The organism is Knoellia sp. p5-6-4 (assembly GCF_029222705.1).
Classification (GTDB): domain Bacteria; phylum Actinomycetota; class Actinomycetes; order Actinomycetales; family Dermatophilaceae; genus Pedococcus_A.
Window position 1 is genome coordinate 1148407 of sequence record NZ_JARGZF010000001.1, and the last position, 18450, is coordinate 1166856.

The window sequence follows — 18450 nt, forward strand, 5'->3', positions numbered from 1 at the left end:
AGCCTCAGATTCCGTGTCCCACGAAGACCGGCTCGTTGACCAGGGTCACCCCGAAGGCCTCCCGCACGCCGTCGCGGATCTCCCGAGCGAGCGCGGCGACGTCGTCCGCCTTGGCGCCACCGCGGTTGGTGATCGCCAGCGTGTGCTTGGTCGACAGCGCGGCCGGCCCGGGCAGGCCGTAGCCCTTGCCGAACCCGGCCTTGTCGATGAGCCAGGCGGCGCTGGTCTTGACGTTCCCGTCCGGGTCGGCGAAGCGCGGCGGGGGCGGCCCCTGCGAGCCCAGCCGCTCGGTTGCCCGGGCCTCGAGGGCGTCGAACTCCTCCACGCGCAGGATCGGGTTGGTGAAGAACGACCCGCACGACCAGGTGTCGTGGTCGGCCGGGTCGAGCACCATGCCGCGGGCCCGTCGCTGCTCCAGCACCGCCTCGCGGGCGTCCGCCAGCGGGACGCGGTCACCGGTCTCGACCCCGAGCTGGCGGGCGAGGTCGGCGTACCCGACCGGCTGCGACAGCTCTCCCGGCAGGAGCTGGAAGAGGACGTCGAGGACGACGTAGCGGGTGTGCGACTTGAAGATCGAGTGGCGGTAGGTGAAGGCGCAGTCGAGGTTGCTGAAGGTCCGGACCCGCTGCTCGTGCCGGTCCCAGACCCGCACAGAGGCGATCGTCTGGGCGACCTCCTGCCCGTAGGCGCCGACGTTCTGCACCGGGGTCGCACCGGTGCAGCCCGGTATGCCGGACAGCGCCTCGATCCCCGACCAGCCCTCGGAGACGGCGCGGGCCACGAGCTCGTCCCAGCCCTCGCCGGCGGCGACACGCACCATCACCCCGCCACACAGGTCGGCGGCCTCCACCGTGACGCCGGAGGTGGCGATCCGCACCACGGTGCCGGGAAAGCCCTCGTCGGAGACCACGAGGTTGGAGCCGCCGCCGAGGACGAGCAGCGGCTCGTCGGCGTCGTCGACCTCGCGCACGGCGTCGACGAGCTCGTCGGTGGTCTCGACCGTCACCAGTCGCGCGGCCGGCCCACCCACCCGCATCGTGGTCAGCCCCGACAGCGGGACCTCGTGCTCCTCGCGCATCAGTCGAGCTGCACGACGGCGATGCAGCGGCCGAGGACCTTCTCGCCCCGGCAGGTGGTGGTCACCTCGACCGTCGCCCGTCGGGTCTGCTCGTCGAGCGACTTCACCACCGCGCTGACCTCCACCTCGGCGCCGTCGACGGGAACGACCACCGGCTTCGTGAAGCGGGTGCCGAACTCGACGACCCGGCCGCCGTCACCGGCCCACTGCTCGACGACCGCCCCCGAGGCGCCCATCGTCCACATGCCGTGGGCGATCACGTCCGGCAGGCCCACGGACTTCGCGAAGGCCTCGTCCTGGTGGATCGGGTTCTGGTCGCCGGAGGCCGCGGCGTAGGCCACCAGGGCCTCACGGGTGACCGGGATGGCCACCGGGCCGAAGGCCTCGCCCACCGTGGTCTGGCTGAACGTGCGCACGGCCATGCTCACTCCCCTCCCCTGACGACGATGGTCGAGGTCGACGTGCACAGCGCCTCGCCGTCCCCGGTCACGAGCTCGGTGCGGGTCGTGACCATGGAGTGGCCGCCCGCCCCCCGCACGCTGTCGACCGTGAGGGTGCCGACCACCTCGTCGCCGGCCGTGATCGGCCGGTGGTGGACGAACCTCTGCTCGCCGTGCACGACCCGGGAGAAGTCGATGCCGGCCTCCGGGTCCTCGATCAGCTGCCGGTCGCACCGCTGGGCCAGGGTCACCGCGAAGGTCGGCGGCGCGATGACGTCGCGGTAGCCCGCGGCCCGGGCCGCGTCGGCAGAGGTGTGCACGGGGTCGGCGGACCCGATCGCCGCGGCGAACGCCGCGATGCTCGCAGCATCCACGGCATACGGGCCACTGGGCGGGTAGGTGCGTCCCGCGAAGTCAGCGTTGACGGACATGGCGCCCACTCTATGGGGACCGGCCCGGCACACGACAAAGCCGCCCGGGACCAGGGGTCCGGGGCGGCTGTCGACGCTGGGGAGTGCGCTCAGCGGGTCTCGCGGTGCACCGTGTGACGGCCGTCGCGCGGGCAGAACTTCTTCATCTCCAGGCGGTCGGGGTTGTTCCGACGGTTCTTCTTGGTGATGTAGTTGCGCTCCTTGCACTCCGTGCACGCCAGAGTGATCTTGGGGCGGACGTCTGCGCTCTTGCTAGCCACGGGGCAACCTGCTCTCGAACTTCACTTGACGGTGGGTCTGTCGGGCCGGTCACGCCAGGACGCGGCGACGCAACAGAATACGCGACCAGAGGCCGTTTGTTGAAATCACGGCCCTGACATCACGGCAGTAGCGGGGGCGGGCATCGATCCCGCGACCTCACGATTATGAGTCGTGCGCTCTAACCATCTGAGCTACCCCGCCTCGGGGCGCGGCGCCGGTCAGCGCCAATCCCAGAGCCCCCTGTCGGAATCGAACCGACGACCTTTTCCTTACCATGGAAACGCTCTGCCGACTGAGCTAAGGGGGCCTTCTCGCAACCTGCCCGAGGGCAAGCGCGTGAGTGCGTCGGGAAGACTACACGGACAGCGGGCCACAACTGAAATCGGGCCAACGAGGGCCGCCCGTGCAGCATTTTGTTTGGTAAGGCTTACCTCACCTACACTCGCCGGCGTGACACTCTCCCCCACCCGTCCCGCCACGCTGCCCGCCGGTTTCGCCACCGGCCTGGCGCGTCACGGCGACCGGTCGGCCCTGGTCGCCGGGGACGGCTCGAGGCTCACCTACGCAGAGCTGTCGCGGCGGGTGGCCGAGGTGGCCGACCGGCTCGGCGAGGGGCGCCGCCTCGTCCTCGTGGCGGGCGGCAACACCGTCGACACGGTGACGACCTACCTCGCCGCGATCTCCGCCGGGCACGTGGTTCTGCTGGCCGGCGACCGGCCCGAGCAGCTGCCGGCACTGCTCGAGGCCTACGACCCCGACGTCGTGGCCACCGACGCCGGCGGCTCGTGGTCGCTCGCGGACCGACGGTCGGGCTCGGTCCACGACCTGCACCCCGACCTGGCGCTGCTGCTGAGCACCTCCGGCTCCACCGGCTCGCCCAAGCTCGTGCGCCTCTCGCACGACAACCTGCAGTCCAACGCCGAGTCGATCGCCGAGGTGCTCGGCATCCGCGCCGACGACCGGGCCGCGACGACCCTCCCGCTGCACTACTCCTTCGGGCTGTCGGTGCTCAACAGCCACCTGGCCCGAGGAGCCAGCCTGCTCGTGACCGACCTGTCGGTGGTCGACCCCTGCTTCTGGCGGCTGTTCCGCGACGAGGGCGCCACCACGCTCGCCGGGGTGCCCCACACCTTCGAGCTCCTCGAGCGGGTCGGCTTCTCCTCGATGGAGCTGCCGCGCCTGCGCGCCGTGCTCCAGGCCGGCGGTCGCCTCGGGCCACAGAAGGTGAGGGAGTATGCCGCGCTCGGCCGCGAGCGCGGCTGGGACCTCTTCGTCATGTACGGCCAGACCGAGGCCACCGCCCGGATGGCGGTGCTCCCGCCGGACCTCGCCCTGGAGCGGCCCGAGTCGATCGGCCGGGCCATCCCGGGCGGGTCGTTCCGGGTAGAGCCGCTCGACGACCTGGCGGACGGCGACGTCGGAGAGCTGGTCTACACCGGGCCCAACGTGATGATGGGGTACGCCCGCACCCCTGCGGACCTCTCCGCCGGGCCCGAGCTCGACGAGCTGCACACCGGCGACCTGGCCCGGCGCCTCCCGGGCGGCCTCTACGAGGTCGTGGGCCGCACGAGCCGGTTCGCCAAGATCGTCGGCCTGCGGGTCGACCTCGACCACCTCGAGCGGCTGCTCGAGCAGCGCGGCGTGCCTGCACGGTGCGCCGACGCGGGCGACGCGGTGGTGGTGGCCACGGCCGCTCGCTGCGACGAGGCCGCCCTGGGCGCCGAGCTCGCGCGCAGCTGTCGGCTGCCCGCCCGGTCGGTGCAGGTGGTCGCGGGGCACGAGCTGCCCCTCCTGCCCAGCGGCAAGCCCGACTACCGCGCCATCGCCGCGCTCGCCCGGCCCGCCACCGCTCCCGCGCCGGGCACCGCCGCTGCGGACAGCCTGCCCGGCCAGCTGGTGGCCCTCTACGCCGAGCTGCTCGGCCGACCCGACGCCACCGCGGAGAGCTCGTTCGTCGAGCTCGGGGGCGACTCGCTGTCCTACGTCGAGGTCTCCCTCCGCCTGGAGCACCTCCTCGGGTCGCTCCCCGGCGACTGGCACCTGCGGCCGGTGGCCGAGCTCGCCACGGTCGCGGCGGCGGCGCGGGTGGACCCGTCTGCGTCGGACCGCCGCCGGTGGCGGCCCTGGCGCGCTTGGCGTGAGGTCGAGACCGGCATCGTGCTGCGCGCGGTCGCAGTGCTGCTCATCCTGGCCAACCACACCCACCTCGCGGACGTGCCCGGCGGGGCCCACACCCTGCTGCTCGCCGCCGGTTGGAACTTCGCCCGCTTCCAGCTGACTCCCCGGGAGCGGTCCGCCCGGGTGCGGGGCATCCTCCGCAGCGCGACCCGGGTGCTCGTGCCGAGCGCGGTCTGGATCGGCGGGCTCGCCCTGGTCGCCGACGGCTACTCCTGGCACAACCCCCTGATGCTCAACCAGGTGCTCGGCGACCACGCGCAGTGGTCGGACCAGTGGCACTTCTGGTTCATCGAGGTACTGCTCTACTTCCTCGTCGCCCTCGCGGGCCTGCTCGCCGTACCGGCCCTCGACCGCGCCGAGCGTCGCTGGCCGTTCGGGATCGCGCTCGGCCTGGTCGGCCTCGGGCTGCTGAGCCGCTACGCCGTCGTGGTGCCGGACGCCGGCCCCTACCGCGGCGCCACGGCATACGTGCTGGTCTGGCTCTTCGCGCTCGGCTGGGCCGCGCAGAAGGCCTCGTCGACGTGGCAGCGGCTCGCCGTCTCCGCGCTGCTGGTCGCGACCGTACCCGGCTTCTGGGACGACATGCCGGGCCGTGAGGCGACCATCATCGTGGGCGGGCTGCTGCTGCTCTGGGCGAAGGGCGTCCGGCTGCCGCGCTGGGCAGGGGCGGCCGCCGGCACGGTCGCGAGCGCCTCGCTCTACATCTACCTGACGCACTTCATGATCTACCCGCCCCTGATGGCCTACAGCTCGCCGATGGCCATGGCCGCCTGCGTCGTCTTCGGCGTCGCCTACTGGAAGGCCGTCCTGCGGGCCGGCCAGGTCGCCGCCCCGCTGTGGTCAGTGGTCCGGGCGCTGGTGGCCGGGCTGCAGCCGGGCCGCTTCCCGGTGCGTCAGCGGAAGGCGGACTCGCCGGTAAGCGCCTGACCGATGACGAGGGTGTGCATCTCGACGGTGCCCTCGTAGGTGAGCACCGACTCGAGGTTGTTCATGTGGCGGATCACCGGGTACTCCAGCGAGATCCCGTTGGCGCCCAGGATCGTCCGGGCCGTCCGGCAGATCTCGAGGGCCTCGCGGATGTTGTTGAGCTTGCCCAGGCTCACCTGTTCGGGCCGCAGGGTGCCGGCGTCCTTGCGCCTGCCCAGGTGCAGGGCGAGCAGCAGGCCCTTGGTGTACTCCACCGCCATGTCGGCCAGCTTCTGCTGGGTCAGCTGGAAGGCGGCGATCGGGCGGCCGAACTGCACGCGCTCCATGGAGTAGCGGCGCGCGGTGTCCAGCGAGGACCGGGCGGCGCCGAGCGCGCCCCAGGCGATGCCGTAGCGGGCCTCGTTGAGGCAGGACAGCGGCCCCTTGAGGCCACGCACCTCGGGCAGCACGGCGTCGGCGGGAAGCCGCACCCCGTCGAGCACCAGCTCGCTGGTGACCGACGCCCGCAACGACAGCTTGTGCTTGATGAGTGGGGCGGAGAAGCCGGGGGTGTCGGTGGGGACCACGAAGCCGCGGATACCGCCGTGCTCCTCCCCCGCCTGCGCCCACACCACGGCGACGTCGGCGACGGAGCCGTTGGTGATCCACATCTTCCGACCGTCGAGCACCCAGTCGTCGCCGTCGCGGCGGGCCCGGGAGCGCATCGAGCCGGGGTCTGAGCCGTGGTCGGGCTCGGTGAGGCCGAAACAGCCGATCGCCTCGCCGGTGGCCATCCGGGGCAGCCACTCCTGCTTCTGCTCCTCACTGCCCCAGCGCCAGATGGCGTACATCGCGAGTGAGCCCTGCACGGAGACGAGCGAGCGCACACCCGAGTCGGAGGCCTCGAGCTCGAGGCACGCCAGCCCGTACTCGGTGGCGCTCATCCCCGCGCAGCCGTATCCGGTCAGGTGCATCCCGAGCAGGCCGAGGGATCCGAACTCCCTTGCCAGGCCACGGATGTCGTCGACCTCGCCGCGCTCGAACCAGTCGGCGACGTAGGGGTCGACGCGCTCGGCACACAGCCGGCGCACCGAGTCCCGGACCGCCAGCTCGTCGTCGGAGAGCAGGTCGTCGACGCCGGCGAGGTCCATGGGGTCCAGCGGCGGACGGGCCATCACCGCACCAGCTCGGCGATGCGGGCGATGGCCAGCTCGTAGCCCTGCGTGCCACACCCCACGATCACGCCGTCCACGACGGCGGAGAGGTAGGAGTGGTGCCGGAACGCCTCTCGCGCATGGACGTTGGAGATGTGGACCTCGATGACGGGCACGGCCACGGCGGCGACAGCGTCGCGCAGCGCGACCGAGGTGTGGGTCAGCGCGCCGGCGTTGACGACGATCCCCGCGGCACTCGTGCGCACCTCGTGGAGGGCGTCGACGAGGACGCCCTCGTGGTTGCTCTGCCGGAAGTCGACGGACAGCCCGGCCTCCGCCGCAGCCGCCCGGCAGCGCTTCTCGACGTCGGCGAGCGTCTCGTGGCCGTAGACCTCCGGCTCCCGCTCCCCGAGCAGGTTGAGGTTCGGGCCGTTGAGGACGACGACGGTCTGCTCCGCCACTGCTGCACCTCCAGGTCAGCCGGTATGCCGTGGGCGCGCCTGCGCCGGGCCTGCTGGGCTCACAGTAGGGCACCGGCTGCGGGCGCCCACGGCACCGGCGGGCGTCACCGCCGTCGCCGCCGCATGAGCCAGACGACCACGAGGAAGACCAGCGCGCCCACCGCCAGCTGGGGGCCGTAGGCCCTCAGCAGCGCCGGGCCGACGGTGCCGCCGAGGCTGATGGCGTCCTCGCCGGTCACGGGCCCGCCCGTCCGTGGCACCCCCGCCGGCCCCGGTGCCGGCGACACCGGCACCGGCGCCGTCGGCTGGGACGCCTGCGGCTGCTCCTCCGGCGCGGCCACAGCCTCGACCGCCGGGGCGAGCCGGCCCTCGATGCAGTCGATGAACTGCTGCAGGAGCTTGTCGGAGACGTCCTGCATGACGCCGCGGCCGAACTGTGCCGGCTTGCCGGTGACGCTCAGGTCGGTCCTCACGTCGGCCCTCGTGGCGGTCTCGCCGTAGGGGACGAGCGAGATGGTGACGGTGGCACCGGCCGTGCCGTTGCCGCGCTTGTCCTTGCCCTTGGCCTCGATCACGGCACGGCGTGCGACGTCGTCACGCTCGACGAAGGAGCCGGACCCGGCATACAGCATGGCGATCGGGCCGAGCTTGACCTTGACGGTGCCCGAGAAGCCCGCGTCGGTCACCTCGGTCACCGTCGCACCGGGGAAGCAGCTGCCGACCACCTCGAGGTCCATGAAGGTCTGCCACGCGTCGTCGACCGAGCCGGGCACCGTGAAGCTGTGGGTCAGCTCCACGGGGTCACGCCCCTGCCGCCGCGAGCACCGCCCGGCGGGTCAGCACCGTCGCGAGGTGCCGCCGGTAGTCGGCGCTGCCGTTGAGGTCCGAGGGCGGGTCGGTGCCCTCGGCGGCCGCGGCGCAGGCCTCGCGGACGGCGTCCTCGGTGGCCGGCTTCCCGACCAGGGCCTGCTCGACCGCGGTGGCGCGCAGCGGGGTGGACCCCATGTTGGTGAGCCCGACCTTGGCCTGCGCGATGGCGCCGCCCTCCACCCGCACCGTCGCGCCCACCGCCACGATGGACCACTGGTGGGCGACGCGGACGAACTTCTCGTAGTGGGCACCCCAGCCGGTGTGCTTGGGCACCCTGATCCGCGCGAGCAGCTCACCCTCGCCGACGGCCGTCTCGAAGAGGTCGCGGAAGAAGTCACCGGCCGCCACCGTGCGTTCGCCATCGGGGCCGGCGATGACGAACTCGGTGTCGAGGGCGAGCGCCGGCGCGCCGACGTCCCCCGCCGGGTCCGCGTGGACGAGCGCGCCGCCCACCGTGCCGCGGTGGCGGATCTGCGGGTCGGCGACCTCCTTGATGGCCCTCGCGAGCAGCGACGCGTGCTCGCGGACGGCGTCACTGGCGAGCACATCGGCATACGTGGTCATGGCGCCGATGACCAGGTGGTCGCCCTCGTCGGCGATCCCTCTCAGCTCGTCGATGCGGCCGAGGTCGATGACGGTCTGCGGCGCGTTGAGACGCATCCGCAGGATGGGCAGCAGGCTCTGGCCGCCGGCGAGGACCTTGCCGTCGTCGCCTGCCTCCGCGATCGCGCGCAGCGCCTCCTGCATCGTGGTGGGTGCGGTGTAGTCGAATGCGGCGGGGATCACTGGCCCGCTCCCTTCTGCTCGGTCTGGGGCAGGTCCTGGTTGGGGGCGCCCTCGTCGAAGTGCGGCTGGGGCCCGCCTGCGACGCCGGTGCCGCCCGCCGAGGCGCCCGCCGCCTGGATCGCCTTCCACACACGCTCCGGCGTGCACGGCATACGGACGTCGTTGACCCCCATCGGTCGCAGCGCGTCGACGATCGCGTTGACCACGGCCGGTGTGGAGGCGATGCAGCCCGCCTCCCCCACGCCCTTGGCCCCGAGGTCGTTCGTGCTGGACGGCGAGGTGGTGTTGTCGGTGACGAAGCTGATGGTGTCGGCCGAGGTCGGCAGGGTGTAGTCGACGAACGAGCCCGACACGAGGGTGCCCTGCTCGTCGTAGACCGCCTCCTCCCACAGCGCCTGCGCGATGCCCTGGACCAGGCCGCCGTGCACCTGCCCCTCGACGATCAGGGGGTTCATGATGTTGCCCACGTCGTCCACGCTGACGTAGCGGCGCATCGTCACCTGGCCGGTCTCGGTGTCCACCTCCGTCGCGCAGAGGTGGGTGCCGTGCGGGAACGAGAAGTCCACGGGGTCGTAGGTGGCGTCGGCGTCGATCGTGGGCTCCACGCCCTCCGGGAGGTCGTGGCAGGTGAAGGCCTCCCACACGACCTCGGCCATCGTCTTCCCCTTGTCGGTGCCCCTCACGGCGAAGGTCCCGTTCGCGAACTCGATGTCCTCGACCGCCGCCTCGAGCAGGTGGGCGGCCACGGGCTTGGCCTTCTCGATGACCTTGTCGGCCGCCAGGACCAGGGCTTGACCCCCGACGACGAGCGACCGGGAGCCGTAGGTGTCGAGCCCCCGGTTGGCGACCTGGGTGTCGCCGTGCAGCACCTCGATGTCGTCGAAGGGGACCCCGAGGCGGTCGGCGACGATCTGGCTCCAGACCGTCTCGTGGCCCTGCCCGTGCGGGGAGGTGCCTGTGACGACCTCGACCTTGCCGGTCGGCAGCATCCGGATGGAGGCGTGCTCCCAGCCTCCGGCCGCGTAGCGCAGAGCGCCGAGGACCCGCGAGGGCGCGAGGCCGCACATCTCGGTGAACGTGCTGGTGCCGATGCCGAGCTGGACCGGGTCGTTGCGGTCACGGCGCTCCTGCTGCTCACGCCGCAGGGCGTCGTAGTCGAACAGCTCCTTGGCGCGCGCGGTCGCAGCCTCGTAGTTCCCGGAGTCGTAGGTCATGCCGGCCACCGTCGTGAACGGGAACTCCTCGTGCCTGATCCAGTTCATCTCGCGGATCTCGAGGGGGTCGACGCCGACCTCGGCCGCCAGCTCGTCCATGAGCCGCTCGATGGCGAAGGTCGCCTCCGGGCGCCCGGCCCCGCGGTAGGCGTCGGTCCACGTCTTGTTGGTGAACAGGTTCGTGCACGTGAAGTGGTAGGCAGGGAACTTGTAGATCGCGTTGAACATGAACGCGCCGAGGATGGGGATCCCGGAGGTGACCAGGCCGAGGTAGGCGCCCATGTCGGCGAGCAGCTCGACCTTCAGTCCGGTGACCTTGCCCTCGCGGGTCGCCGCCAGCGTCAGCTTCTGCCACTGGTCGCGGCCGTGGTGGGCGGAAACGAGCGACTCGCTGCGCGTCTCGGTGTACTTGCAGGGCTTGCCGGTGTGCCGGGCGGCCAGGACGGTGACGACCTCCTCGGGGGTGTGCTGGAGCTTGCCCCCGAAGCCGCCCCCGACGTCGGGCGCGATGACCCGGATCTTGCTCTCGGGGATGCCGAGCACCAGGGCGGTGAAGATCCGCACGAAGTGCGGGACCTGGGTGGCCGACCAGATGGTGAGCTGCTCGCCGGTGGGGTCGCAGACGACCGAGCGCGGCTCCATGAACGCCGGGATGAGCCGCTGCTGCCGGTACTCGCGCTCGATGACGATGCCGTCCGAGCGGGCCGCGGCGATGGCGTCGTCCACGCGGCCACCCGTGCCCGCCTCAGCCGAGTCGTAGGTCCAGACGGCGCTCGTGTTGGTGCCGAGGTCCGGGTGGGCGAGCGTCTCGTCCCTGACGGCCCTCTTGAGGTCGAGCACCGCCGGCAGCTCCTCGTAGTCGACGTCGACGAGCTCGGCCGCGTCGCGCGCGAGGGCCGCCGACCTGGCGACGACGACGGCGACGATCTCGCCGGCGAACGCGACCCGGTCCACCGCGATCGCGGGGGTGGGCCGGGGCCTTCTGGTCCTCGGTGATCGGCCAGGCGCAGGCCATGCTGCCCTGCAGGTCCTTGACGTCCTCGCCGGTCAGCACCGCGAGCACACCGGGGGCAGAGCGCGCGGCGGAGGCGTCGATGCCGGTGATCCGCGCGTGGGCGAAGGGGCTGCGCACCATCGCCAGGTGCTGCATCCCCGGGAGCTGGATGTTGTCCGTCCACTTGGTGCGCCCGGTGATGAGGCGCTGGTCCTCCTTGCGCCTGCGGGCCCGGCCGATCTCGCGCTCGGGTGACTCCACGCGCTCCCCGGTCGTGGTCATGACGCCCCTCCCTCGCTGCCGGCGCCGGCCACCTGCTGCACGGCCTTGACGATGTTGTGGTAGCCGGTGCAGCGGCACAGGTTGCCCTCGAGCCCCTCGCGGATCTCCTGCTCGGAGGGGTGCGGGTTCTCGTTCAGCACGTCGATGGCCTGCATGATCATCCCGGGCGTGCAGTACCCGCACTGGAGCGCGTGGCACTCGTGGAACGCCTGCTGCATCGGGTGCAGCCGGCCGTCCTGGGCCAGGCCCTCGATCGTGGTCACCTCGTGCCCGTCCGCCTGCACGGCGAGGACGTTGCAGGACTTCACGCTGTGGCCGTCGAGGTGGACGGTGCACGCCCCACAGTTGCTCGTGTCGCAGCCGACGACGGTGCCCGTCTTGCCGAGCTGCTCGCGCAGGTAGTGGACCAGCAGCGTGCGCGGCTCCACCTCGTCGGAATAGCTGACGCCGTCCACGCGGACGTTGATGCGGGTCATCGATCACTCCTTTGTGAGGTGGTGCTGGGCGAGGTCGTGCCGGACACGGTGGTGCCGGACGTGGTGGAGCCCGCCGCCGCCGGTTCCGGTGGCGCGGGGGGCGGGGGGTGCTCGTGGTGGTGGATCGGCCCGTCGAGGGTGGCCAGCCGGTCACCGCGGCCGCCCCACTGGAGGGCGATGATCTCGGCGGCGATGCTGACGGCTGTCTCCTCCGGGGTGCGGGCGCCGAGGTCGAGTCCGATGGGGCTCGACAGCCGTGCGAGCTCCTCCTCGGCGAGCCCGGCCGCCCGCAGCCGCTCCAGCCGGTCGTGGTGGGTGCGCCGCGAGCCCATGGCGCCGATGTAGGCGACCGCCGGGAGGCGCAGGGCCACCTCGAGGAGGGGCACGTCGAACTTGGGGTCGTGGGTCAGGACGCACAGGACGGTGCGCTCGTCGACGCGGCCGGCCTCGACCTCGTCGGCGAGGTAGCGGTGCGGCCAGGTGACGACGACCTCGTCGGCGGAGGGGAAGCGGCTGGCGGTGGCGAACACGGGGCGGGCGTCGCAGACCGTGACGTGGTAGCCGAGGAACTTGCCCACGTGGGCGACCGCCGCAGCGAAGTCGATGGCCCCGAAGACCAGCATCCGCGGTGCAGGGGCAAAGGAGGAGACGAAGACCCGCATGCCCTCGCCGCGCCGCTCCCCGTCGGGTCCGTAGGTCAGCGTCTCGGTGCGCCCCGAGGCCAGCAGCCCCCTGGCGTCGTCGGCCACGGCGTCGTCGGCCCGGCTGCTGCCGAGGGTGCCGGCCCGCTCGACCGGGGACCCCTCCGGGTGCACGACCAGCCGGCGCCCGATGTGCCGGGGGTCCGGGTGGTCGACCACCGTTGCGACGGCGACGGGGCGCCCGGCCTCGATGTCGTCGGCCACCTCGCCGAGCTCGGGGAAGGTCTCCTGGCTGACCTCCTCGACGAAGACGTCGAGGATCCCCCCGCAGGTCAGCCCCACGGCATACGCGTCGTCGTCGCTGACGCCGTAGCGGCGCAGCGCCGCCGGCGACCTGCCCTGGAGGACCTCCTGGGCGGACTCGTAGACCGCCCCCTCGACGCAGCCGCCCGAGACCGACCCGACCGCCTCGCCCCCGGGTCCCACGAGCATGGCCGCGCCGGCGGGCCGGGGAGCGGACCGGAACGTCGCGACCACCGTGCCCACACCCACGCGCTCCCCTGCGCGCCACCAGTGCATCAGCTCGGTCAGCACGTCACGCACGAGCCACCACCTCCAGGAGCTCCTCGAACGTGGCCATCGAGTGGCCCGCCACGAAGTCGTCGACGTAGGGCAGGGCGGCCGCCATGCCCTGCTGGAGCGGCTGGTAGCCGGTCTTGCCCCGGTGCGGGTTCACCCACACCACGCGGTGGGCCAGCGCCTGCAGCCGCCGCATCTGCTCGGCGAGGGCTCCCGGTTCGCCGCGCTCCCAACCGTCGCTGAACACCACCACCACCGCACCGCGCGCCATGCCCCTGCGTCCCCACCGGTCGAGGAAGGCGCGCAGCCCGTCGGCCAGCCGTGTGCCGCCGGACCAGTCCGGCACCACCGCCCCCGCCGCCACGATGGCCCGCTCGGGGTCGCGGTGGCGCAGGCTGCGGGTGACGTGGGTGAGCCGGGTGCCCATGGTGAAGACCTCCACCTCCAGCCCGGCCGCGGCGTACGTGTGGGCCAGTCGCAGCAGGGCGTCGGCGTAGGGGCTCATCGAGCCGGACACGTCGATGAGCAGCACGACCCGCCGGGCGCGGTGCCCCCGGCGACGCCAGCGCACCGAGCCGGGCTCGCCCATGCGGCGCAGCTGGGTCCGCAGCGTCCGGCGGGCGTCCACCGTGCCCCGACGCCACGGTTCGTGCCGGTGCGCTCGGCGCCGTGGCGAGCGCGGGTGCAGCCGGGCGAAGAGGGCGTGCAGCTCGGCGCGCTGCCGGGGGCTGAGGGTCGCGACGTCCCGGTGCCGCAGCACCTCCGTGGCGCTGGCAAGCGCCCGGACCACGTCCTCGTCCTCCGACGGCCCGCCCCCGGACCGCGTCGACTCGCCCAGGCCGGCCACGGTGACCGTGCGGCGCGCCCGCGGCGGCGCCGTCCCGGTGGCGCCGGGGCGCCCGCCGAACCAGGCGGCATACACCTGGTCGTAGCGCTCGAGGTCGTCCGGGCTGCCGCAGAGGCAGGCGCGGCCCGCCCAGAAGGTGGCCGCGCGGTCCTGCAGGCCGACCTCGGCGACGGCCTCGAGGTAGGTGCGCTCCCGGTCCGCCGTGACGGGCACCCCGGCGGCGCGCAGCGCACGGGCGAAGCCGAGCAGCAGCTCGTCGGGCGCGTGCACCTCGGCCATCGCCCTACCGCCCGATGATCCGCTCGAGGGCGACCCGCACCCGCTCGGCGTCCTCGTGGTACTTCACGGCCACGCCCACGGTCTGGGCCGTCGTCTCGAGGTCGAGGTCCGTGGTGCCCATCTCGTGCAGCGCCCGGGCCCAGTCGAGGGTCTCGGCCACGCCCGGGGGCTTGAGCAGGTCCTCCTCCGCGCGCAGCCGCTGGACGACGCCGACCACCTGCTCGGCCAGGTGGGCGCTCACCTCGGGCGCGCGGCTGCGCACGATGGCCAGCTCGCGCTGCAGGCTGGGGTGGTCGATCCAGTGGTAGAGGCAGCGGCGTTTCAGGGCGTCGTGGAGCTCGCGGGTGCGGTTCGAGGTCAGGACGACGACGGGCGCGGTCGCCGCGGTGATGGTGCCCAGCTCCGGGATGGTGACCTGCCAGGTGGAGAGCACCTCGAGCAGGAAGGCCTCGAACTCGTCGTCGGCGCGGTCCACCTCGTCGACGAGCAGCACCGCGGGTGCCTCGCGCAGCGCCCGCAGGACCGGCCGCGACAGCAGGAACCGGTCGGCGAACAGCTCGTCCTCGACCGCAGCCACGTCCGTGTGGCTCTCGGGCGCCACCGCCTGCAGCGCGCGAAGGTGCAGGATCTGGCGCGGGAAGTCCCAGTCGTAGAGGGCCTGGGTGGCGTCGATCCCCTCGTAGCACTGGAGCCGGATCAGGGGCAGCTCGAGGGCCTGGGCGATGGCCTCGGCCAGGGCCGTCTTGCCGGTGCCGGGCTCGCCCTCGAGCAGCAGCGGGCGCCCGAGCCGCAGCGACAGCCAGGTCACCGTGGCGAGCGCGTCGTCGACGAGGTAGCCCGTCCCGCCCAGCTGCCTCGCCAGCTCGGCGGCTGACGAGAACGCTTCCCTGGGCTCCATGGGCCCAGCATTGCCCACATCAACGGGCGGGGTGAAGGCCTTGACCGAAGTCGGGTGCCGCCACCAGCTCATCACGACCCAGCTCTCCTTCAAGGGCGACGACCACGCGGCCGACGACATCGCCTCCGCCGTCAAGCCCGAGATGATCCTCGACCCCAGCCGCGCACCGACGCCACGGGCGACGCGGTCACCTGCCACCTCGTCCTCGACCCGGCCTGAGGCCCGAGTCGAAGGCCGCCGGACCCCGTAGGAGACTGACCCCATGCTGTTCGCCGTGAGGATGGATGTGACCCTGCCTGCCGACCTCGACCCCGAGGTGCGGGCCGACACGCTGGCCCGCGAGAGGGCCCACTCGCAGGACCTCCAGTTGGCCGGCGAGTGGGTGCACAACGGGCGGTGCGTGGGGCAGTACTCCCACCTCGGCATCTTCGACGTGCGCGGCAACGAGCGGCTCCACGAGATCCTCTGGAACCTGCCCCTGTTCCCGCACCTGGAGATCGACGTGACGCCACTGGCCCAGCACCCCTCCGACATCGCGACGGCGGCGGCATGACCGGCGCGGCAACAGCGACCGACGTCGTCATCTGCGAGCCGCTGCGCACCCCTGTCGGCGCGTTCAACGGGGTCTTCAAGGGCTTCAGCGCCGCCGAGCTCGGCACCCTCGCGCTGAAGGCACTGCTCGAGCGCACCGGCCTCGGCGAGGGCGACATCGATGACGTCATCCTCGGCAACTGCAACCCCAGCGGCGAGGCACCGGCGATCGGCCGTGTCGTCGCCCTGGACGCCGGGCTCGGCACGGGCGTGCCCGGCCTGCAGGTGGACCGCCGGTGCGGGTCCGGACTGCAGGCCGTGCTGTATGCCGCGATGCAGGTGGCCAGCGGAGCCTCCCGTGTCGTCGTGGCCGGCGGCACCGAGTCGATGAGCCAGGTGGAGCACTACGCCCTGCTGCGCCAGGGCGTGCGCGGCGACGGCGTGGAGCTCGCCGACCGCCTCGCCCGTGCCCGCGTCACCGCCGGCGGCGCCCTGCACCCGGTGCCCGGCGGCATGATCGAGACGGCCGAGAACCTGCGCCGCGAGTACGGCATCAGCCGGCAGGAGCAGGACGAGTACGCCCTTCGCTCGCAGCAGAACACCGCTGCCGCGGTGGACGGAGGGCTGTTCAAGGACGAGATCGTATCGGTGACGGTGCCCGGCCGTCGCGGCAAGGAGCCCGTGGTCGTCGACCGCGACGAGCACCCGCGACCCGACACCACCCTGGAGGTCCTGGCCGGGCTGCGGCCGGTCATGGGCAGGACCGACCCCGACGCCACCGTGACCGCGGGCAACTCCAGCGGCCAGAACGACGCCGCCGCGCTCTGCGTGGTGACGACCCGCGCGGAGGCGGAGCGCCGTGGGCTGCGGCCACTGCTGGTCCTGCGCTCCTGGGCGGTGGCAGGCGTCGGCCCGGCGGTGATGGGTATCGGCCCGGTGCCCGCCACGGCGGAGGCGCTGGGGCGCGCCGGGCTCACCCTCGCCGACATGGACCTCATCGAGCTCAACGAGGCCTTCGCCGCGCAGGTGCTCGCCGTCCTGCGCGAGTGGCAGCTCGGTGAGGACGACTGGAAGCGCTTGAACGTCAACGGTTCCGGCATCTCCCTCGGCCACCCCGTCGGCGCCACCGGCGCCCGGATCCTCGCCACGATGGCGCACGAGATGCAGCGCCGCGGCAGCCGCTACGGGCTGGAGACGATGTGCATCGGTGGCGGCCAGGGCCTGGCAGCCGTCTTCGAGGCGGCCCGGTGACCGGCGGTCCGGTGGAGGTCCACCACGTGGTCGAGGCTGCGCCGGGCCTGCGCGCGGACGCCCCCGTGGTGGTGCTGTCGAACTCGCTCGGCTCGACGCTGGCCATGTGGGATGCCCAGGCGCCGGCGCTGGCCGAGCACTTCCGCGTGGTCCGCTACGACACCCGCGGCCACGGAGGTTCCCCGGTCCCGCCGGGGCCCTACTCGATCGACGACCTCGCCGACGACCTGCTCGTCCTGCTCGACCGGCTCGGTGTGGGCCGGGCCCACCTCGTGGGCCTCTCGCTCGGCGGCATGACCGTGCTGCGCCTGGCCGCCCGCAGCCCCGAGCGCGTCGGCCGGCTCGCCGTGCTGTGCACCTCCGCCCTGCTCGGTCCGGCCCAGGGCTGGCTCGACCGCGCCGCGACGGTGCGGGCGCAGGGAACCGGTGCCGTGGCGGACGCGGTCGTCGCCCGCTGGTACACCGAGGGCTACGCTGCCGCCCACCCCGACGAGGTCGCCGCTGCCCGGGCCATGGTGGCCTCCGTCCCGGCCGAAGGCTACGCCGGCTGCTGCGAGGCGATCGCGTCGATGGACCTCACGGCCGACCTCGCCGACATCAGCGCCCCCACGCTGGCCGTCGCCGGCGCCGAGGACCTCGCCACGCCTCCGGAGCACCTCGAGCGCATCGCCTCCGGCGTCAAGGACGGTTCCCTGCTCGTGCTGCCGCAGGCAGCCCATGTGGCCGCGCTGGAGCAGCCCGAGGCGGTCACGCGGGCGCTGCTGGACCACCTGTCGCGCCGCTGAGCCCGTCGTCCGCAGCGGCCCCCTCACCGAGGAGCCGCTCGGCCCGGGCCAGGATGCGCGCGATGTGGGCAGAGTCGTCACGGGCCCGCTTCGCCACGGCCAGCTCGACGGTCGCCGGCTCCCTCGAGGGACCGGTGGACCGCGCCGGTGATCCTAGGTGCTGCACCGAGTCGGGCACCAGGGCGACACCGAGCCCCGCCGCCACGAACGAGACCAGCGTCGACGTCTCCGCCACCTCCTGGCGGACGTCGGGCTCGAAGCACGGCGTCGAGGCCCGCGAGGAGATGGGACTCGGGGAGCACGGCCACCAGCGGCTCGCGGCGCAGCACCTTCAGGCGCAGGTCCGGGTCCCGCACCGGCGGCCGCACGAAGGCGAGGTCCAGGGCTCCGGTGTGCAGGGCGGCCACCTGGTCCGGCGAGATCATCTCGCCGTGCAGGTCGAGCTCGACCAGGGGGAAGTCCTTCCGGAGCACCCGGGCCAGGCTCGGCATCAGCTCGTAGGTGGTCGAGCCCACGAAGCCCAGGGAGACCCTCCCCACCTCGCCGGCCGCGACCCGCGTGGCCTCCCGCCCCGCGTCGTCCCCCGCCGCGACGATGGCCCGGGCCCGCTCGAGGTAGCGCTTCCCCGCCTGCGTCAGCTCCACCCGCCGGGTGGAGCGGTGGAGCAGCTGCACCCCGAGCTCGGCCTCGAGCTGCTTGATCTGCTGCGACAGGGCGGCCGCGCGATGTGCAGCCGCTCGGCGGCACGCCCGAAGTGGCACTCCTCGGCGACGGCGATGAAGTACCTGATGTGCCGCAGCTCCATGGGGGTTCTAGCGGCTGGCGTCGTCGTGGCGGCGCAGCAGTGCCTCGGCGTCCCTGACGGCCTCGGCACTCTCGATGTAGGTGTGGCCGGCAGCGGCCTCCTGGGCCACGGCCATGACCCAGTTGTGCGGCTGCTGCGGCAGCCCGCGAGCGGCCAGCGAACGCTCGAGGTCGGACACCACCTCGGGGACCGGCCGGCCCTTGCTGCGCCCGGCCAGCTCGTTGATGACGGCCTGCATGATCGCGCGGTGGTACTCCCGCTCGTCGTGACCCGGTTCGAAGGGCTCCTGCGTCATGACTCCAT

The 18450-nt window shown here is 73.0% G+C and carries 21 protein-coding genes, 2 tRNA genes and 1 pseudogene; 5 read left to right on the top strand and 19 right to left on the bottom strand.

What is annotated here, in order from left to right; all coding sequences use genetic code 11:
• Positions 1 to 4: 4 nt before the first annotated feature.
• From P2F65_RS05535 to P2F65_RS05560, 6 genes are all read right to left on the bottom strand, one after another.
• Positions 5 to 1078: a UDP-N-acetylmuramate dehydrogenase gene (locus P2F65_RS05535; protein ID WP_275804968.1), complete on the bottom strand. Its 1074-nt coding sequence runs from the start codon at positions 1076 to 1078 to the stop codon at positions 5 to 7.
• Positions 1078 to 1500: a MaoC family dehydratase gene (locus P2F65_RS05540; protein ID WP_275804970.1), complete on the bottom strand. Its 423-nt coding sequence runs from the start codon at positions 1498 to 1500 to the stop codon at positions 1078 to 1080. The genes P2F65_RS05535 and P2F65_RS05540 overlap by 1 nt, the downstream gene beginning before the upstream one ends.
• Before the next feature lie 2 nt (positions 1501 to 1502).
• Positions 1503 to 1949, bottom strand: coding sequence for a MaoC family dehydratase N-terminal domain-containing protein (locus P2F65_RS05545; protein ID WP_275804972.1), 447 nt, complete (start codon positions 1947 to 1949; stop codon positions 1503 to 1505).
• Positions 1950 to 2038: 89 nt separating this feature from the next.
• Positions 2039 to 2209 (bottom strand): 50S ribosomal protein L33, encoded by a 171-nt coding sequence (rpmG, locus tag P2F65_RS05550; RefSeq protein WP_091763211.1) that lies wholly within the window; start codon positions 2207 to 2209, stop codon positions 2039 to 2041.
• 128 nt (positions 2210 to 2337) lie between these two features.
• Positions 2338 to 2411, bottom strand: a tRNA-Met gene (locus tag P2F65_RS05555).
• A 33-nt stretch (positions 2412 to 2444) separates the two neighbouring features.
• Positions 2445 to 2517: transfer RNA gene (locus P2F65_RS05560), tRNA-Thr, on the bottom strand.
• Between the two features lie 143 nt (positions 2518 to 2660).
• Between P2F65_RS05560 and P2F65_RS05565 the strand changes: the two genes are divergently transcribed.
• Positions 2661 to 5315: an AMP-binding protein gene (locus tag P2F65_RS05565; RefSeq protein ID WP_275804975.1), complete on the top strand. Its 2655-nt coding sequence runs from the start codon at positions 2661 to 2663 to the stop codon at positions 5313 to 5315.
• On the opposite strand, the gene P2F65_RS05570 is transcribed toward P2F65_RS05565, so the two are convergent.
• The 10 genes and pseudogenes from P2F65_RS05570 to P2F65_RS05610 form a co-directional block, all read right to left on the bottom strand.
• Entirely contained in the window at positions 5282 to 6469 is a 1188-nt protein-coding gene (locus P2F65_RS05570) for an acyl-CoA dehydrogenase family protein (RefSeq protein WP_275804977.1), read from the bottom strand. The two genes, P2F65_RS05565 and P2F65_RS05570, sit on opposite strands and share 34 nt — an antisense overlap.
• On the bottom strand, positions 6469 to 6909 hold the full coding sequence (gene aroQ / locus P2F65_RS05575; RefSeq protein ID WP_275804979.1) for a type II 3-dehydroquinate dehydratase: 441 nt from the start codon (positions 6907 to 6909) through the stop codon (positions 6469 to 6471). The genes P2F65_RS05570 and aroQ overlap by 1 nt, the downstream gene beginning before the upstream one ends.
• A 104-nt stretch (positions 6910 to 7013) precedes the next feature.
• Positions 7014 to 7706: an SRPBCC family protein gene (locus P2F65_RS05580; protein WP_275804981.1), complete on the bottom strand. Its 693-nt coding sequence runs from the start codon at positions 7704 to 7706 to the stop codon at positions 7014 to 7016.
• Positions 7707 to 7710: 4 nt separating this feature from the next.
• A complete protein-coding gene (locus P2F65_RS05585) occupies positions 7711 to 8565 on the bottom strand; it encodes a xanthine dehydrogenase family protein subunit M (RefSeq protein ID WP_275804983.1) in 855 nt (284 codons plus the stop codon).
• Positions 8562 to 10733: a molybdopterin cofactor-binding domain-containing protein gene (locus P2F65_RS05590; protein WP_345803673.1), complete on the bottom strand. Its 2172-nt coding sequence runs from the start codon at positions 10731 to 10733 to the stop codon at positions 8562 to 8564. The genes P2F65_RS05585 and P2F65_RS05590 overlap by 4 nt, the downstream gene beginning before the upstream one ends.
• 118 nt (positions 10734 to 10851) lie before the next feature.
• Positions 10852 to 11055: pseudogene (locus P2F65_RS18450) on the bottom strand (hypothetical protein); the annotation flags it as partial.
• Entirely contained in the window at positions 11052 to 11531 is a 480-nt protein-coding gene (locus tag P2F65_RS05595; RefSeq protein WP_275804985.1) for a (2Fe-2S)-binding protein, read from the bottom strand. The pseudogene P2F65_RS18450 and the gene P2F65_RS05595, both read right to left, overlap by 4 nt.
• Entirely contained in the window at positions 11528 to 12775 is a 1248-nt protein-coding gene (locus P2F65_RS05600; protein ID WP_275804987.1) for an XdhC/CoxI family protein, read from the bottom strand. The genes P2F65_RS05595 and P2F65_RS05600 overlap by 4 nt, the downstream gene beginning before the upstream one ends.
• Complete coding sequence (locus tag P2F65_RS05605) at positions 12768 to 13877, bottom strand: VWA domain-containing protein (RefSeq protein WP_275804989.1); 1110 nt, start codon at positions 13875 to 13877, stop codon at positions 12768 to 12770. Before P2F65_RS05605 ends, P2F65_RS05600 begins: the two co-directional genes overlap by 8 nt.
• 4 nt (positions 13878 to 13881) lie before the next feature.
• Positions 13882 to 14775 (bottom strand): MoxR family ATPase, encoded by an 894-nt coding sequence (locus tag P2F65_RS05610; protein ID WP_275804991.1) that lies wholly within the window; start codon positions 14773 to 14775, stop codon positions 13882 to 13884.
• 40 nt (positions 14776 to 14815) lie between these two features.
• Here P2F65_RS05610 and P2F65_RS05615 point away from each other — a divergent pair, with 40 nt between their 5' ends.
• Genes P2F65_RS05615 through pcaD form a run of 4 tightly spaced genes read left to right on the top strand, consistent with a single transcriptional unit; the run spans position 14816 to position 17342 of the window.
• Positions 14816 to 15025: a hypothetical protein gene (locus P2F65_RS05615; protein WP_345803674.1), complete on the top strand. Its 210-nt coding sequence runs from the start codon at positions 14816 to 14818 to the stop codon at positions 15023 to 15025.
• A gap of 12 nt (positions 15026 to 15037) precedes the next feature.
• Complete coding sequence (locus P2F65_RS05620) at positions 15038 to 15328, top strand: muconolactone Delta-isomerase family protein (RefSeq protein WP_275804993.1); 291 nt, start codon at positions 15038 to 15040, stop codon at positions 15326 to 15328.
• Complete coding sequence (locus tag P2F65_RS05625; protein ID WP_275804995.1) at positions 15325 to 16557, top strand: acetyl-CoA C-acetyltransferase; 1233 nt, start codon at positions 15325 to 15327, stop codon at positions 16555 to 16557. The genes P2F65_RS05620 and P2F65_RS05625 overlap by 4 nt, the downstream gene beginning before the upstream one ends.
• Entirely contained in the window at positions 16554 to 17342 is a 789-nt protein-coding gene (gene pcaD / locus P2F65_RS05630) for a 3-oxoadipate enol-lactonase (protein WP_275804997.1), read from the top strand. Before P2F65_RS05625 ends, pcaD begins: the two co-directional genes overlap by 4 nt.
• Positions 17343 to 17419: 77 nt before the next feature.
• Here the strand turns inward: pcaD and P2F65_RS05635 are convergent, their stop codons facing one another.
• Genes P2F65_RS05635 through P2F65_RS05640 form a run of 3 tightly spaced genes read right to left on the bottom strand, consistent with a single transcriptional unit; the run spans position 17420 to position 18442 of the window.
• Positions 17420 to 18016 (bottom strand): LysR substrate-binding domain-containing protein, encoded by a 597-nt coding sequence (locus P2F65_RS05635; protein WP_345803675.1) that lies wholly within the window; start codon positions 18014 to 18016, stop codon positions 17420 to 17422.
• Positions 17977 to 18147 carry a LysR family transcriptional regulator gene (locus tag P2F65_RS18455; RefSeq protein WP_345803676.1) on the bottom strand — a complete coding sequence of 57 codons (171 nt, stop codon included), beginning with the start codon at positions 18145 to 18147 and terminating at the stop codon, positions 17977 to 17979. Before P2F65_RS18455 ends, P2F65_RS05635 begins: the two co-directional genes overlap by 40 nt.
• 7 nt (positions 18148 to 18154) lie before the next feature.
• A complete protein-coding gene (locus tag P2F65_RS05640) occupies positions 18155 to 18442 on the bottom strand; it encodes a hypothetical protein (protein ID WP_275805001.1) in 288 nt (95 codons plus the stop codon).
• Positions 18443 to 18450: the final 8 nt, after the last annotated feature.

Bases quoted from the DNA above. Each gene is read 5' to 3' on its own strand.
- P2F65_RS05535 (WP_275804968.1), bottom strand. From the start codon at position 1,078: ATGCGCGAGGAGCACGAGGTCCCGCTGTCGGGGCTGACCACGATGCGG.
- P2F65_RS05540 (WP_275804970.1), bottom strand. From the start codon at position 1,500: ATGGCCGTGCGCACGTTCAGCCAGACCACGGTGGGCGAGGCCTTCGGC.
- P2F65_RS05545 (WP_275804972.1), bottom strand. From the start codon at position 1,949: ATGTCCGTCAACGCTGACTTCGCGGGACGCACCTACCCGCCCAGTGGC.
- P2F65_RS05570 (WP_275804977.1), bottom strand. From the start codon at position 6,469: ATGGCCCGTCCGCCGCTGGACCCCATGGACCTCGCCGGCGTCGACGAC.
- P2F65_RS05595 (WP_275804985.1), bottom strand. From the start codon at position 11,531: ATGACCCGCATCAACGTCCGCGTGGACGGCGTCAGCTATTCCGACGAG.
- P2F65_RS05605 (WP_275804989.1), bottom strand. From the start codon at position 13,877: ATGGCCGAGGTGCACGCGCCCGACGAGCTGCTGCTCGGCTTCGCCCGT.
- P2F65_RS05610 (WP_275804991.1), bottom strand. From the start codon at position 14,775: ATGGAGCCCAGGGAAGCGTTCTCGTCAGCCGCCGAGCTGGCGAGGCAG.
- P2F65_RS05620 (WP_275804993.1), top strand. From the start codon at position 15,038: ATGCTGTTCGCCGTGAGGATGGATGTGACCCTGCCTGCCGACCTCGAC.
- P2F65_RS05625 (WP_275804995.1), top strand. From the start codon at position 15,325: ATGACCGGCGCGGCAACAGCGACCGACGTCGTCATCTGCGAGCCGCTG.
- P2F65_RS18455 (WP_345803676.1), bottom strand. From the start codon at position 18,147: ATGGAGCTGCGGCACATCAGGTACTTCATCGCCGTCGCCGAGGAGTGC.
- P2F65_RS05640 (WP_275805001.1), bottom strand. From the start codon at position 18,442: ATGACGCAGGAGCCCTTCGAACCGGGTCACGACGAGCGGGAGTACCAC.